Genomic DNA, 15089 nt, shown 5'->3' on the forward strand with positions numbered 1-15089 from the left:
TGGCCAGGGCGATCGGATTGTAGTAGCCGGTCGCGCGGGCGGCGACCATGGAGTCCACGGTGGCGCGGGCGGCCGCCGTGTCGCCGCGCGCGAGCAGGGCGCGGACGTACGTCCCGGCGACCAGGCCGCCGTAGTACCGCCAGCTCAGGAGGGGCGCGGCGCCGCGAAGATCGCCGCGTGCGGCCAGGAGCATGCCCTCGACCGCGTCGGCGTCGGCGGGCGGCAGGGTCACGCGGAGGCGCGGCAGGAGCGTCGCCGCGCTGTCGAGGCGGTGGCTGAGGATCAGGGTCTGGGCGTACCAGACGCCGTTGTTCGAGAGCAGCGAATCCGCCTCCCACGCGAGCCGCGCCTCGGTGATACTCTCATCCATCCTGCCCTCGGCGAACAGGGCGCTGCTCAGCAGGCCATGGGACTGGTCACCGCGCGGAACGAGCGCCACCCCTCGCCGGGTGATCCGCTCGGCTTCGTGGGCATCGAGGTCCAGGGCGAGGACGGCGGCCCCGAGCACGGCAGCCCCGAGCGCCTGCAGCGAGTCCAGGGCCAGGGCCCGGACGGCGGCGACACGCGCCTGACCGTAGCCCTCGCGCGGGGACACGTAGCCGTCGGCGAGCTCCGCCCAGGCGAGGCCCTTGGCGGCATACGCGGCGGCGAAGGACGAATCCCGCGCGATGGCCCGGCCCAGGTGGGCCAGCGCGGAGCGCAGGGCCGTCTCGTCGTAGCTGCTGTTCAGTGCCTGGAGGCCGCGCAGGTACTCCTCGTAGGCGAGCGGGTCGGAGGTCAACGGCCGGGCGAGGCGCGCGCGCTCGTCGGGGAGCAACTGACCGGTAATGGCGGTCGCGACCTCGCGGGCGATGTCGGTCTCGATGGTCAGCACGTCGTCGCTGACGCGGTCGATCACGTCGCCGGCCACCCGCGCACCGGTGGCCGCGCGGATCACCTCGTACCGCAGCCGCACACGGTCGCCCGCACGCTGGACGCTGCCCGTCACCAGGTACGCCGCGCGCAAGGCCTTCCCGAGCTGCGCCGGATCGCGCGCCGCCTGGCCCCGGAACCGCTCCACCTCGTAGCGCGATTTCACGTCCAGGCGCCGGACCTGCCCGAGCCGGATGATGACCTCCTCCGTGAGCCCGTCGGCGAGGTACGCGTCGGCGGTGTCGCGCGAGAGGTTGTCGAGGTAGAGCACCGCCACGCTGTTCGTGGGCGGTGCGGGACGGGCCGGCCGCGCGCCGCACGGCGGCGGCGTGCCGTCGGGGCATTGGCTTTTCAAGTTGCCGGTTGCGCAGACGGCAAGACACCAGACGAGCCCTGAGGTCGTCGGCCAAGCCACCAGCGGGCGACGGGCCACGAGAGCGGTAGCGAGAGCGCGGGGCACGAGTTTCATGGCGCCGCCGGCGGCCGGGTGCGCTCCACCAGCGCGCGGAAGCGCGGCGTCTCGCGGATCGGGTCGAAGCCGGGATCCCGCATGATGAACCAGAGATTGATGCCGCGCGGTCTCACACTCTCGAGCACGGACAGCGCGCGCTCGCGATCGCCGATGCGGAGGTAGGCGAGCGCGATCCACTGCGCGGCGGTGTAGTCCGGGTGCTCGGGATTCGGCAGCCCGGCCGTCACGCGCGCCAGCCGTGCGCGTGCGGCCGCCGTGTCGCCGGACAGGCCCTCGAGCGTGGCGACCAGTGGCTCACTGGAGACGATGTAATCACCCGGGCGGGTGCGCACCGAGGCGGCCACGTCGGCACGGGCCCCGCCCACATCGCCACCCGTCAGACGCAGGTCCGCGCGGTCCACGTACGCGTAATAGGCCTGCGGATCCGCGGCGATGCTGCTGTCCAGGAGCCCGGCCGCCTCTTCGGTGCGGTGCTCCAGGTACCGCATGCCCCCGAAGTTGTCCAGGGTGATCGCGCGCAGCGGGTCGAGCGCCAGCGCGCGCCGGTACTCCACGGCGGCGGCCCGGTCGCGGCCCATGGACATCAGGATGCTGGCGTACTGGTGATGCGCCTCGGCGTTCTTGGGATCGAGCGCGATCGCCCGCTCGAAGGCCGGCAACGCCCCCTCGAACGTGGTCGGATGGAGGTACACGTCCATGTAGGCCCGCGCCATCCAGCCGTCGGTGGACTGGGAGTCGAGCTGCAGCGCACGGTCGGCCGCCGACGATCCCAGGACCAGCAGGCTGTCCTCCGTGAGGCCGGGGTACGGCCAGCCCCAGTCGATGAACAACGCGTAGCACAGGCCGATGCGCCCGTAGGCGAGCGCGAAGGCCGGGTCCAGGGCCGCCGCAGCCTGGTACTCGGCTAGCGCCCGCCGGGCCGCCGCCGGCGTGCGCTGCGCGATGGAGAAGTTGCCCCGCAGCAGATGGTCGTACGCCTCGGGGTTCTGCGTGGGCCGCGCCGCGAGGCTCGCCTGCTCGCCGGGCAGCAGCCGGCCCGCGATCGCGGTCGCCACGCTGCGGGCGATGGTCTCCTCGATGGCGAGCAGGTCGGCGTCCGTCTGATCGTAGGCGTCGGCCCACAGCTGCACGCCGTCGCGCGCCCGCAGCAGCTCGACGTTGACGCGGATGCGGTGGCCGGCCCGGCGCACGCTGCCGCTCACCAGCTGCGCGACGCGCAGCGCGCGGCCGAGCGCCGTCGGCTCGAGGGCGGCCGGTCCCCGATACCGCCGCATCGTCGTGTTCGAGGTCACCGCCAGTCGGCCGATCTGCCCGAGCTTGGTGGTGATCTCCTCCGTGAGCCCGTCGGCCAGATACGCGTCGCTGGTGTCGCGCGACTCGTTGTCGAGGTACATCACCGCGACGCTGTTCGCGGGCGGCGCGGCGAGGCGCGCCGGTCGTCCTGCACACGGGGGCGGCGTGCCGTCGGGGCACTGGCTCCTCACGTTGCCGGTTGCGCAGACGGCAAGGAGGACGACGAGTCCCGAGGTCGTGATCCGGGCATCCAGCGGGCGACGGGTCGAGTGCGCAGGCATCAGAACCTCAGCTCCCGGTCGATCGCCGCGTAGCGCGGATCGGCCCGCAGCGGCGCCAGCTCGTCGTCCACGCGCAGCCACTCCACCCAGAGGGTCCGCTCGTCCACCGCCCGGTGCAGCCACTCCAGGCCGCGGTCCACGTCGCCCAGCGCGGCGTACGCCCGGGCCAGGGCGATGGGGTTGAAGTACCCGTCGCGGCGCGCCGCCAGCATCGAGTCCACCGTGGCGCGCGCGGCCGCCGTGTCGCCGCGCGCGAGGAGGGCGCGGACGTACGTGCCGGCCACTAGGCCCCCGTAATAGCGCCAACGGAGCAGCGGCTCCGCACGCCGCCAGTCGCCTCGCGCCACCAGCAGGCGGCCTTCCATCGGATCGAGGTCCGCAGGCGAAAGGTACTTCCGCAGCCGCTGCAGGGCCGCAGCGGCGCTGTCGAGCTGACGGGCGTGGATGCACGCGTCGACGTACCAGACGCCGTTCATGGCGGTGAGCGAATCCGCCTGCCACGCGAGCCGCGCCTCGTCGCACGCCGCCGCGAGGCGACCCTGCGCCAGCAGCGCCATGCTGAGGTTGATCTGGGCCAGCGCGTCCCGCGGATCCAGCGCCAGGCCGCGCCGGGCCAGCCGCTCGGCTTCGTGCGCATCCAGGTCGAGCGCGATGGCGGCGTTCGACAGGATCGCGTAGGCGTCGGCCTGGCTCGAGTCGCGGGCGAGGGCCTGTCGCGCGGCCTCGCGCGCCCGGCGGTACCCCTCGGCGGGCGGCACGTACGCGTCGGCGAGGGCGACCCACGCCGCCGCCTGGCCGGCGTATGCCCCGGCCAGGGCGGAGTCGCGGGCGATGGCGCGGTCGAAGTGGACCAGGGCGTTCCGGATCTGCGCCTCGTCGAACGAGCTGTTCTCGGCCACCAGCCCGCGGAGATACTCCTCGAAGGCCACCGGGTCGGAGGTGACCGGCCGGGCGAGCTGCGAGCTCTCCTCCGGCAGCAGCTGGCCGGTGATGCCGGTGGCGACCGCGCGCGCGATGTCCGACTCGACGTTCAGCAGGTCCGCGCTCGCGTTGTCGTAGATGTTGCCCCAGACCTGGCCCCGGGTCGCGGCCCGGACCAGCTCGACCCGGAGCCGCACCCGGTCGCCGACGCGCTGGACGCTGCCGATGACGAGGTACGCCGCGTGGAGCAGTCGGCCGAGGGCGCTCGGGTCCTGCAGGGCCGCACGGCCGCGCAGGCGCTGCACCTCGAACCGCGACTTCACGTCGAGGCGCTGGACCTGCCCGAGGCGGATGATGATCTCCTCGGTGAGCCCGTCGGCGAGGAACGCGTCGGCCGTGTCGCGGGAGAGGTTGTCGAGGTAGAGCATCGCCACGCTGTTGGGCGCGGCGGCCGGGGCGCGCGCGCCGCACGGCGGCGGCGTGCCGTCGGGGCACTGGCTTCTCAAGGGGCCGGTTGCGCAGAGGGCAAGGAGCAAGAACAGCCCGAGAGTCGCCGGTCCGGCCACGGGCGGGCGACGGCCCGAGTGACCAGGCCGACGGTGGACGGAGACCCGGAGCCGCGGCGCGCGCACTAGTTGCCTGCCGGGACCGGGATGTTGGCCGCGCGCAGGAGCGCCTGGAAGCGCGGGTCGTCGCGCACGAAGGCGAACAGGGGGTGCCTGGCGATCAGGCCGAGGAAGCCCCGCTGCTCGAGCGCCCGCGCGAGCCAATGCAGGGTCGCCTCCCGGTCGCCGGTCGCGGCGTAGTACGCCGCCAGGGCGTGCGCCCCGACGTAGGCGCCGTCTCCGCGCGTCACGGCGGCCGCGATCGAGTCCACGCCGGGACGCGCCGCGGCGGGGCCGCTCCGGCAGGCGGTGCCCAGGATCCCGACCACTCCCGAGACCGACGGGCCGCACCGGCCGGTGGTGAGCAGGACCTCGGACTCGAGCCACCCCAGGAGGAGGGAGTCCCCGCTCGCGTCCCGGGCCACGCGGATCGCGGTGTCCGCTTCGGCCGGTCGCCCGGCGGCCATCAGGATGATCGCCACGTCGCTCGTGAGGAGAACGTCCAGCGAATCGGCGCGCTGCGCGACCCGCGCCGCCGCCGCCGCCTCCCCCGTGCGGCCAAGCCCCAGCAGCGCGAAGGCGTGGGCGAGGTGGGCCCGGGCGTTCCCGGGATCGCGGGCGAGGACGGTCCGGGCCAGGCGCTCGCCCCACCCGTAGTCGTACTCGAACCAGGTCGCGACCATCGAGCGGGCGATCAGCGCGCTGCCGAGCGTGGAGTCAATGGCCAGGGCGTGGTCTGCCGCCTCGCGAGCGCGCGGATAGACGACCCGCGGCGGGTAGAACGCGTCGTGGTACATCCACACCCACGCCAGGCCGGCCCAGGCCGCGGCGAAGCCGGAGTCCGCCGCGATCGCGTCCTCGTAGCCGGTCACCGCGTGGCGGAGGTCGTAGAAGCCGCCGCGCCGCCCCAGGGCCTGCGCGCGCACGAACGCGTCGTAGGCCGCCGCGCTGCGGGTGGGCCGGGCGGCGAGCGCCGCCCGTTCCGCCGGATCCAGCTCCCCCACGATCGCCCGCGCGACGGAGTCGGAGACCGAGGCGATGAGGCCGAACAGGTCCTCGGTGGGCCGTTGATACGTCGCCGACCAGCGCACCCGCCCGATCGCCGATTCGACCAGCTGCACGTTGATGGCCACCCGCGCCGTCCCGGGGAGCAGCGCACCGTCCACGAGCCAGCGGGTGCCCAGCTCCTCGCCGACGCGGCGCGGGTCGCGCGAGCCGCGGGCCAGGACGGTGCGCACGCTGGCGGAGCTGAGCACGTCGAGGCGCCGGACCTGTCCGAGGTCGGTCGTGATCTGGTCGGCCAGCCCCTCGGCCAGCAGCGAAAGGCTGGAGTCGCGGGCGCGGTTCGCGAAGACGAGGACGGCGACGCTGTTCGAGCCCGGCCGTGCCGCACACGGCGGCGGCGTGCCGTCCGGGCATTGGCCCTTCAAGCTGCCAGTGGCACAGATGGCAAGGCACACGACCAGCCCCCAAGTCGGAGGCCGGGCCACGAGCGGGCGGGGGCCCAAGAGCGCAGGCATCAGAATCTCAGCTCCCGGTCGATCGCCGCGTAGCGCGGATCGGCCCGCAGGATCGCGAGCTCGGGATCCTGGCGCGTCCAGATCGCCATGGCGGTTCGCTCCTCGAACGCGCGGCCCAGCCACTCCAGGCCGCGGTCCACGTCGCCCAGCGCCGCGTAGGCCCGCGCCAGCGCGATCGGGTTGTAGTAGCCGGGCGTGCGCGCCGACACCATGGAGTCCACCGTGGCGCGCGCGCCCACCGTGTCGCCGAGCGCCAGGAGCGAGCGCACGTACATCCCCGCATCGAAGCAGCCGCCGTAGTAGCGCCAGTCCAGGAGTCTGGCGGCGCCGCGCCAACTGCCGCGAGCGCCCAGCACCATGCCCTCGAGCGGGTCGGCGTCGGCCGGCGGCAGGATGGCCCGGATGCGCGGGATCATCGCCGCCGCCGTGTCGAGGTGGCCGGCGCCGACCAGAATGTTGAGGTAGTTGACGCTCATGATGGTGAACAGCGAATCGTCCAGCCACGCGCGCCGCGCTTCGCCGATGGCGGAGTCGGTTTTTCCCTCCGCCCACAGCGCCCCGCTCAGGAACAGGCGCGACCAGCCCCCGTGCGGGTCCAGCGCGATCCCGCGGCGTGCCAGCCGCTCGGCCTCGCGCGCGTCCAGGTCCAGCGCGATGGTGGCGTTCGCCAGCATCGCCCACCCCAGCGCCTGCGAGGAGTCGCGCGCCAGCGCCTGGTTGGCGGCCACGCGGGTCTGCCCGTACCCCTCGCGCGGGGTCACGTAGCCGTCCGCCAGCACGCTCCAGGCCACCGCCTTGCCCGCGAACGCGCTGGCGAAGCCGGAATCGCGCTCGATGGCGCGGTTGAAATACGCCACCGCGCTCCTCAAGGCGGCCTCGTCGCCGAAGTTGTGCGCGGCCTGGAGGCCGCGCAGATACTGCTCGTACGCGACCGGGTCCGAGGTCACGGGTCGCGACAGGCGCGTGCGCTCGGCGGGCAACAGCTGGCCCGTGATCGCCGTCGCGACCGCCTCGGCGATGTCGGATTCGAGCGTCAGGACGTCGCTGCCGGCCCGGTCGAACACGTCGCCCCAGACCTGCGACCGCGTCAGGGCGCGGAGCAGCTCGACCCGCATCCGCACGCGGTCGCCGGCGCGCTGCACGCTGCCGGCCACGAGGTACGCGGCGCCGAGCGAGCGGCCGGTGCCCGCGGGGTCGAGCAGCGGCCGGCCCCGGAACCGCAGCACCTCGAACCGCGACTTCACGTCGAGACGCGGCACCTGGCCGAGGCGGATGATGATCTCCTCGGTGAGGCCGTCGGCGAGGAACGCGTCCGAGGTGTCGCGGGAGAGGTTGTCGAAGTACAGGACCGCGACGCTGTTGGGCGGCGGCGGCGGTGCGCGATACGGCCGCACCGCGCACGGCGGCGGCGTGCCGTCGGGGCACTGACCTCTCAAGCCGACGGTTGCGCAGACGCCAAGAAGGAAGGCGAGCCCCGCGGCGCGAGGCGCAGCGACGAGCGGGCGCGGGTCAAGTGACGAAGCAGCCGGAGACCAGGACGCGCTCATCGCGTCACCCCGATGCGCCGAAGGAACGCGGGCCAGCGCGGGTCCGCGTGCAGCGGGGCGAAGCCCGGATCGAGGGCGACGGCCGTCAGCCAGATCGTGCGTTGCCCGTGGGCGCGCTCCAGCCAGGCGAACGCGCTGTCCGCCGCGCCGAGCGCCGCGTACGCCTTGGCGACCGCATAGGCGTTGTAGTACGCGCCGCGGGCGTACTGCACCATGGAGTCGGTCACGGCGCGCGCGGCGTCCCGGCGGCCGAGGGCCGTGAGCGCCTGCACCTGCTCACCGGCCGCGATGCCGCCGTAGAACCGCCAGCTGAGTTGCTCGGCCGGCCGCGCGTACCGTCCATGCGCCACGTCCACGAGTCCTTCCAGGATCCGGATGTCTTCCGGGTCCAGCGCCGCACGCATCCGTGGGAAGACCGCGACGACGGAGTCCGTCTCGCCCGCCATGTAGCCTGTCCAGACGCAGATGACGGCCGCCACCTCGGACAAGGTGTCCTCCTGCCAGGCACGCAGGCCCTCGCGCACGCTGGAATCGGCGAGGCCAGCCAGCAGCAGCGCGGACTGGAGGGCCTCGTGCGACCACGACTGGTGCGGGTCGAGCTTCACGGCGCGCTCGCCCAGCGCGATGCCCGAGGCGGCATCCAGGTCGAGCGCGACGGTCGCTTGGCTCAGCATGGCGTACGCGATGGCGAGCGACGAGTCGCGCCGCAGCGCCTGCTGGGCGGCTTCGCGCGCGCGGACGTAGCCGACCCGCCCCTCGACGTACCCGTCCGAAAGCTGGACCCATACCGCGGCCTTCCAGGCCAGCGCGAGGGCGAAGGCCGAGTCGCGCGCGACGGCGCGGTCGAAGAACTCCAGGGCGGCCCTGAGTCCGGGCTCGTTGGTCGTGTTGGCCGCGCCGATGCCGGCCAGGAACAGCTGATACGCCAACGGGTCGTTGGTCGGCCGCCGCTCCAGCGACACACGCTCGTCGGGGAGCAGCTGACCCACGATGGCGCCGGCCACGGCGCTCGCGATGTCCGACTGGATCTGGAGCAGGTCCGCTCCGGTGCGGTCGTAGATGTCTCCCCACACCGTGGCGCCGTTGGCGGCACGCACCAGGGCCACCTCCAGGCGCACGCGCTGGCCGGACTGCTGCAGGCTCCCCGTGACGAGGTACGCGGCGCCGATCGCCCGGCCGAGCGCGCGCGGGTCCGACGCCGGCCGGCCCCGGAGGCGCTCCGACTCGAATCGGGAACGCACCTGGAGCCGCTGCACGCGGCTGAGGCGGATGATCAGCTCGTCGGTCAGGCCGTCGGCCAGGTACGCGCTCGCCGTGTCGCGGGAGCGATTGTCGAAGTACAGCACCGCGAGGCTGTTGGGCGGCGGCGCCGGCGCGTGATACGGTCGCACCGCGCACGGCGGCGGGGTGCCGTCCGGGCACTGGCCCTTCAGGTTGCCGGTTGCGCAGACGGCAAGAAGGAAGAGCAGCCCCGAGGCGCGAGACCCGGCCACCAGCGAGCGCGGGTGAAGAGGCACCGTGGCCGGGGGCAGAGGCAGCCTCATCGTCACTGTTCCTGCGGCGCGGTCTCGGCGAACAGGCGCACGAAGCGGGGCGTGGTCCGCAGGGGGTCGAATGCCGGAAGCCGCAGGAACAGGTGCATGTCGATGCCGTGCGGCTGCAGCCGCTCGAGCAGATCCATCGCGCGGTCCAGCTCGCCCGCGCTCGCCAACGTCATCGCGGTGGGAGCGCCGAGCCACAGCACGTGGGTGGCGTCGCCGAACGCCCGGACCGCGCGCTCGGCGCGGGCCCGGGCCGAAGCCGTGTCGCCGCGCCACGAGTCGTAGACGGCCAGAGCCGCCATGGCGATCGGGACCTCCGGGGCGGGCCTGTCCCGGTCGAGCGCCGCCGCCGCCGCGCGCGCGGTTGCGGTGTCGTGTCGCGCGATGGCCAGGCGCACGCGGGCGCCCAGCGCCGAGACAAACGTCGGGTTCACCGCCAGGGCGCTGTCGTTCCAGTACCTCGCCTCGGCGAACCGGCCGTCCATCTCCGCCGAAGTCGCCAGGTTGCTGAGGGTGATGAACCGGTCGGGCTCGAGGGCGACGGCACGCCGCAGGGCGCTGTCGGATGCCGCGCTCTTTCCGAGGTACTGCAGCGTCGTGCCCAGCTGATGCCAGGCCTCCGTATTGCGCGGATCGAGCGCGACGGCGCGCGTCAGCGCCGGGATCACGCCCTGGTAGGACCGAGGCTCGCGGCGCGTGAGCAGAAGACCGCGTGCCATCCAGGCATCCGATGACGCGGAGTCGAGGCGCAGTGCGCGGTCGACCGCAGCTACGCCCCGCGCCAGCACGCTGTCGGCCGGCAGGCCGAAGTCCCATCCGTAGAACACGATGAGGCCGTCGGCGTACGCCACCCGGGCCAGCGGATCCACGTAGGCCGAGTCGAGCCGTGCGGCCGCGTCGTACTCGTCTATCGCCCGGCGCACCGCGGCCGGTGAACGCTGCGCAAGGTAGAAGTTGCCGCGAAGGACCAGGTCGTACGCCGCAGGGTCGTGCGTGGGCCGGGCCGCCAGCGCGCGTGTCTCCGGAGGCAGCAGCGCGCCGGCGATGCGGGTCGCCACCTCGCGCGCGATGTCCTCCTGCACGCCCAGCAGGTCGGCGCTGGGCCTGACGTACGCGTCGCCCCAGCGCTCGGTGCCGCTGGGCAGCGCCACCAACCGGACCGCCACGCGGACGCGGTCGCCGCCGCGCTGGAATTCGCCCTCGACGATGTAGCGCACGTCGAGCCGGCGGCCGAGGGCCGCTTCGTCCTGCACGGCCGACTGGCTGACGCGCCGCACGAAGCTGGGGCTGCGGACGGCGAGGCGCGGCACCTGGGCGAGACTCGTCGCGATGGAGGAGGCGAGCCCGTCCGACAGATAGTCGTAGGCGGTGTCGCGCCGCGTGTTCTCGAACGGCAACACGGCGACGCTGTTGGCGTCCGGGATGTGCGCTGACGCAAGCACGCGCGGCGCGGCCGCGCACGGCGGCGGCGTGCCGTCGGGGCACTGGCCAGACAACGTGCCAGTGGCACTGACGGCAAGGAAGAAGAGCCCCAATCCGCAGCGGACCGGGGCGCAGCCGGCGAGGGAGCGATGTGATGGCATGGCCTGGACTGCGCCAAACCTATGGTAATGGGGCCCCGTTTGGGAGGTGGCCCGCCGCCCGCCGGCCGCCCTCGCGGGCCGCCCGGCGGAGCGGTACCATAGTGCCGTACCGCAAGGAGGCCCCATGCCCGAGCTCGAAGTCGGCGTCGTGACGCACTATTTCGACCGCCCACACGTCGCGATCGTGAAAATGACCGCGGACCAAGTCAAGGTCGGCGATCAGATCCACATCAAGGGCGCGCACACCGATCTGACCGAGACGGTGACCTCGATGGAGGTGGAGCACCAGAAGATCGAGACCGCCAAGCCGGCCGACGAGTTCGGGCTGCAGGTCGCCGACCGGGTGCGGACCGGCGACAAGGTGTTCAAGGTGACGCCGTAGCGTTGCGGAAGACGTGTCGCGGCTCCAGCCGCGGCACGGGGAAGAGCAGCGGCGCGGCGGCCCGGAACAACCGGTGGCCCACCCGCGAGCGGCACCGCAGGAACAGCGTGCGAGGCGTGACGACGGCCCCGAGCCGCCGCTTCGGCTCGTACGACGTCTGGCCCATCTCGAGCGCGGGTGCGCCCGAGCGGATGGCCTCCGCCACCACCTCCGCCACCACGTTCAGGTACGCGTGGTGCTTCCGGTTCGCCGGGTAGTCGATCCCCGCCAGCAGGAACGTCGTCAGGCCCGATGTCTCGAGCAGGATCGCCATCGCCAGCAGCCGCCCGCCGCGCTCGACCAGGATGGCTCGCGCCTCGCGCCGCAGGTTCTCCGCCAGCCGCTCGAAGTACGCGAGGTTCAGGCGCTCGAGCTGGAACGGCGCGCGGTCCATCACCTGCTCGTAGAGGGCGAAGATGCGTGGACATTCGTCCCGGAAGTCCCGCACCACTCGCACCGTGGTTCCCGAGACGCGGCCCTGGCGCGCGCCCGCGGCGACCTGGTGCCGATAGCCGGAGCGCATCGCGCCCAGCCACTCGTCGGGGGACGTCCACGGCAGCTCGAGATAGCACGAGGGCAGGCTCGGCGCGGCGAAGAAGCCGAGCCGGGTGAGCGGCTCCAGCTCGGCGGCCTCGCCCGCCGTGAACTCCTTGAAGCAGAGGACGGGGGCGCCGGCGTCGGCGGCGAACGCCTCGGCCTCGGCCGCCACGGTCCGCAGCACCCCGGCGCGGTCCGCGTCGGCGCGGAACCGCAGGCACGAGCGGCCGAAGGACACGGGAAGCCCGCAGAAGACGATCGGCACCTCGAGCAGCCGGGGGCGGAACCTCCGCGCCCACCGGATGGCCCGCCGCGTGCGTCCGGTCGAGAGCAGGTCCAGCTTCACGGTCATCAGGCTGAGCGAGGCCACCGCGGCGAGGCCCGCGGCGTCGTGCACCATCACGTGCCGGTAGCACGCGTCCTCCACCCGCGCCTCCTCGCAGGTGCGGATGAAGCGGTGGGTGGCCTGGAGATCGTCGGCGTCGAGCAGGCGGTCCCACTCGGCCGGGTCCACGTCGGCGATGGTGCGGAAGACGCGGGCACGGATGCCGCTCGCCGGGCACGAAGGGGCCGTGGTGGCGCTCACGCCCGCACCGCCGGAGCGCTTTCGGGGCCCGGGTACTCGGCGCGCGCGATGGCGCGCGGCGCGTGGTGCCGGTGGGCGACCAGCAGCTGGACATACACGCGGACAGCGCCCCACAGCAGCCGCAGGTGGGCGGGCGACCACAGCGGGGGACGTCGGCGCAGCGACAGGCGCCTGGCGCGCCGCAGGTCGAGGATCGCGCCCGCGTAGGTGCGGAGCAGCTCGCGGTAGTAGGCCTTCAGGGGCATCCGCGTCGGCAGCACGGCGTGCGACAGGTCCCACAGGCCGTGCGCCCGGCGGCTCACGGTCAGCGAGCCCTCGTAGCGCTCCCAGATCGCGGTGCCGGGGAGCGGCGTCAGCGGCGAGATGTTGAGGTAGTAGAGCCCGTTGTCTTCGATGTAGCGGCGCAGCCGCTCCCAGTCCGCGGGCTCGTAGTCGGGCCGCGGCATCAGCGAGCCGTAGGTGTCCACGCCGTGCCGCCTGAGGACCTCGATGGCGCGGCGATTGTGGTCCACGGTGGTGCGCTTCGCCAGCGAGTCCAGCTCGCCCTGCGTGGGGGCCTCGAGGCCGAGCAGCACGGCGGAGAGGCCGAGCGCCGCCCACTCCGCGATCACCGCTTCGTGGTGCGCGACGAAGTCCGAGCGGGCGAAGCACAGGTAGTGCTTGCGGATGCCGCGGGCCCGGAGCAGGGCCGCGATGCCCGCGAGCCGCGCGCGGTCGATGAGGAAGATGTCGTCCACGATGTAGACGTCGTCCGCCTCGATGGTGGCCAGCTCCTCCACGATGGACGCGGGGCTCCGCGAGTAGGCGACGCCCCCTGTGATCTGCCACGTGAAGCAGAAGTTGCAGTCGTACCAGCAGCCCCACGTGGTCTTGAGGAGCGCCACCGGCCGGTGGAACAGGTAGTAGTAGCGGCGCCCGAGGTGCGCCACGAGATCGCGTCGCGGGAACGGCAGCGCGTCGGGATCGCGCATGTACGGCCGCGGGGCGGTCCGCCGCACGCCTCCGGGCTCCGGCAGCGCGAGGCCCGGCACGCCGTCCAGCGGACGGCCCGCGGCCAGGGCGGCGACGATCTGGGGCATCAGCTCGGTGCCGTCGCCCAGGGCCACGCAATCCACCGCGGCGTCGGCGAAGTCCTCGGGCACCCGGGACGCGTGGACGCCGCCCACGACCGTCGCGACGCGCGGATTCCAGCGCTTGGCGGCCCGGCACAGCTTCTTCACCTCGTTGACGCCGGTGATGTAGGCGCTCGTTCCGACGACGTCGGGCCGGAAGCGGCGCAGCCGGCGCTCGAAGCCGCGTTCGACCAGCAGGTCGAGGATTTCGACCTCGTGCCCCGCCAGGCCCGCCGCGACGTACTCCAGCTCCAGCGGCTCGCACACCATGACGTGCTTGAGCCCGATGGTGACGGGCGGTACCGGAGGACGGACCAGCAGGACGCGCACCCGCGCCTACACGATCCCGGGCGTGATGCCGCGCCGGATGTGACCGCGGTAGTGCAGGTTCACCCCGAGCACGAAGGCCCGGAGAAACGGCCCCAGGCGGGCGCGATTCCTCGCCACGCGCCGCAGAATGGCCGGCAGGGACATCAGCCGCCGGTACAGCTTCCAGTAGCCCGCCTCGAGCTGCTCGACCGTGAGCCGCTTCGGCCGGAAGATCACTTCGCCGCCGTTGACGCGGCTGAAGTCCTCCGTGAGGAGGCGGCCCTCGCGCCGCATCCGCTCGAACAGCGGCGTGCCCGGCACCGGCGTGACGATGAAGACCCGCGGCACCGAGACGGCGTTGTCCATGACGAAGTCGAACGTCCGCTGGAACGTCCACGCGTCGTCGCCCTCGAGACCGACCATCATCTCGGTCGAGACGTCGATCCCGGCGCCGCGCACCGCGGCCACCGCGTCGCGGTAGCGGCCCGGCCGGTTCCACGCCTTGCGGTGCAGCGCGAGACTCTCCGCGCTGACCGACTCCACGCCGAAGGACAGCAGGCGGCAGCCGCTGCGCCGGGCCAGGGCGAGCAGGGCCGGGCGCTCGGCGACCTGCAGGCTGCACTGGCTCATCCACAGGATGCGCTCGGGGATCAGCGCCTCCCACAGCGCGCCGCAGTAGTCCCAGTCCACGCCGATGTTGTCGTCGATGAAGGCGATGTAGCGGGTGCCGTGCCGCTTCGCCACGCGCACGTCGCGCACCACCTGGTCCACGGGCCGCCGCCGCTGCGTCGCGCCGAAGAAGGCCGTGACGGAGCAGAAGTCGCACGTGTGCGGGCAGCCGCGGGTGGCCTGCACGGGCCGCCACCGCCCGAGAGTGCGGCGGTCCAGGAGGTCGTAGCGGGGCACGGGCAGCGACTCGATGGGCGGCGGCGTCGCGGCGTGGTACGTGGCCTTCATCCGTCCCGCCGCGAAGTCGCGCAGCAGCGCGGGCCAGGTCTCCTCGGCTTCGCCCGTGACCACCGCGTCGGCGTGCTCGAGCGAGCGCGCCGGTCCCACCAGCGTCGCCGCGATGCCGCCGATCACCGTCCTCGCGCCGAGCCGGCGGAACCGGTCGGCGATGCCCCAGGCGCGCACGATCCCGGAGCCCATGCCCGTGAGGCCCACGACGTCCCACCGCTCGCCGTACGGAATCGGCTCGACGGTCTCGTGGACCAGCCGCACCTCCCAGCCCTCGGGCGTGACCGCGGCGAGCATCGGGAGCGTGAGACCGGGGAGGTGGAGCCGGCGCTGCGTGATGGGCCGGCCTGCACCGTCGGTCGCGGTGGGAGCGACGAGGAGAACGCGCGGACGATCGGCTCGGCTCACGACTGATCCTGTCGACGGCGCGTCAAGCAAGCGTCAGGCAGCCGCGCCGTCCACGGCGTTTGACAGCGCCACACCCGAACCCTA

General features: G+C 73.5%; 11 protein-coding genes. 1 reads left to right on the forward strand and 10 read right to left on the reverse strand.

What is annotated here, in order from left to right:
* From VMF70_14470 to VMF70_14500, 7 genes are all read right to left on the reverse strand, one after another.
* Window positions 1-1189 (reverse strand): hypothetical protein (locus VMF70_14470; GenBank protein ID HTT69225.1); only part of this gene is annotated, 1189 nt, incomplete at its 3' end.
* A gap of 188 nt (window positions 1190-1377) precedes the next feature.
* Window positions 1378-2958 (reverse strand): tetratricopeptide repeat protein, encoded by a 1581-nt coding sequence (locus tag VMF70_14475; protein HTT69226.1) that lies wholly within the window; start codon window positions 2956-2958, stop codon window positions 1378-1380.
* Window positions 2958-4385 carry a hypothetical protein gene (locus VMF70_14480; protein HTT69227.1) on the reverse strand — a complete coding sequence of 476 codons (1428 nt, stop codon included), beginning with the start codon at window positions 4383-4385 and terminating at the stop codon, window positions 2958-2960. The genes VMF70_14475 and VMF70_14480 overlap by 1 nt, the downstream gene beginning before the upstream one ends.
* 125 nt (window positions 4386-4510) lie before the next feature.
* Window positions 4511-5914 (reverse strand): hypothetical protein, encoded by a 1404-nt coding sequence (locus tag VMF70_14485; protein HTT69228.1) that lies wholly within the window; start codon window positions 5912-5914, stop codon window positions 4511-4513.
* 89 nt (window positions 5915-6003) lie between these two features.
* On the reverse strand, window positions 6004-7398 hold the full coding sequence (locus tag VMF70_14490) for a hypothetical protein (GenBank protein HTT69229.1): 1395 nt from the start codon (window positions 7396-7398) through the stop codon (window positions 6004-6006).
* A 149-nt stretch (window positions 7399-7547) separates the two neighbouring features.
* The gene (locus VMF70_14495) at window positions 7548-9095 is read right to left on the reverse strand and encodes a hypothetical protein (GenBank protein ID HTT69230.1); all 1548 of its coding nucleotides are present in this window, start codon (window positions 9093-9095) and stop codon (window positions 7548-7550) included.
* A 2-nt stretch (window positions 9096-9097) separates the two neighbouring features.
* Window positions 9098-10534 carry a tetratricopeptide repeat protein gene (locus VMF70_14500; GenBank protein ID HTT69231.1) on the reverse strand — a complete coding sequence of 479 codons (1437 nt, stop codon included), beginning with the start codon at window positions 10532-10534 and terminating at the stop codon, window positions 9098-9100.
* A 265-nt stretch (window positions 10535-10799) separates the two neighbouring features.
* On the opposite strand from VMF70_14500, the gene VMF70_14505 reads away from it, so the two are divergent.
* On the forward strand, window positions 10800-11057 hold the full coding sequence (locus tag VMF70_14505) for a hypothetical protein (GenBank protein HTT69232.1): 258 nt from the start codon (window positions 10800-10802) through the stop codon (window positions 11055-11057).
* Here the strand turns inward: VMF70_14505 and VMF70_14510 are convergent.
* The 3 genes from VMF70_14510 to VMF70_14520 are packed head-to-tail and all read right to left on the reverse strand — an operon-like array spanning window position 11041 to window position 15005.
* The gene (locus tag VMF70_14510; GenBank protein ID HTT69233.1) at window positions 11041-12219 is read right to left on the reverse strand and encodes a GNAT family N-acetyltransferase; all 1179 of its coding nucleotides are present in this window, start codon (window positions 12217-12219) and stop codon (window positions 11041-11043) included. The two genes, VMF70_14505 and VMF70_14510, sit on opposite strands and share 17 nt — an antisense overlap.
* Complete coding sequence (locus tag VMF70_14515; protein HTT69234.1) at window positions 12216-13661, reverse strand: radical SAM protein; 1446 nt, start codon at window positions 13659-13661, stop codon at window positions 12216-12218. Before VMF70_14515 ends, VMF70_14510 begins: the two co-directional genes overlap by 4 nt.
* Window positions 13662-13667: 6 nt before the next feature.
* Window positions 13668-15005 (reverse strand): radical SAM protein, encoded by a 1338-nt coding sequence (locus tag VMF70_14520; protein HTT69235.1) that lies wholly within the window; start codon window positions 15003-15005, stop codon window positions 13668-13670.
* Window positions 15006-15089: the final 84 nt, after the last annotated feature.

It is taken from the genome of Gemmatimonadales bacterium (assembly GCA_035502185.1).
Classification (GTDB): Bacteria; Gemmatimonadota; Gemmatimonadetes; order Gemmatimonadales; family JACORV01; genus Fen-1245.

What these genes read in the sequence shown, in the direction of transcription:
- VMF70_14475 (HTT69226.1), bottom strand. Translation starts at nt 2,958, where the DNA reads ATGCCTGCGCACTCGACCCGTCGCCCGCTGGATGCCCGGATCACGACC.
- VMF70_14495 (HTT69230.1), bottom strand. Translation starts at nt 9,095, where the DNA reads ATGAGGCTGCCTCTGCCCCCGGCCACGGTGCCTCTTCACCCGCGCTCG.
- VMF70_14505 (HTT69232.1), top strand. Translation starts at nt 10,800, where the DNA reads ATGCCCGAGCTCGAAGTCGGCGTCGTGACGCACTATTTCGACCGCCCA.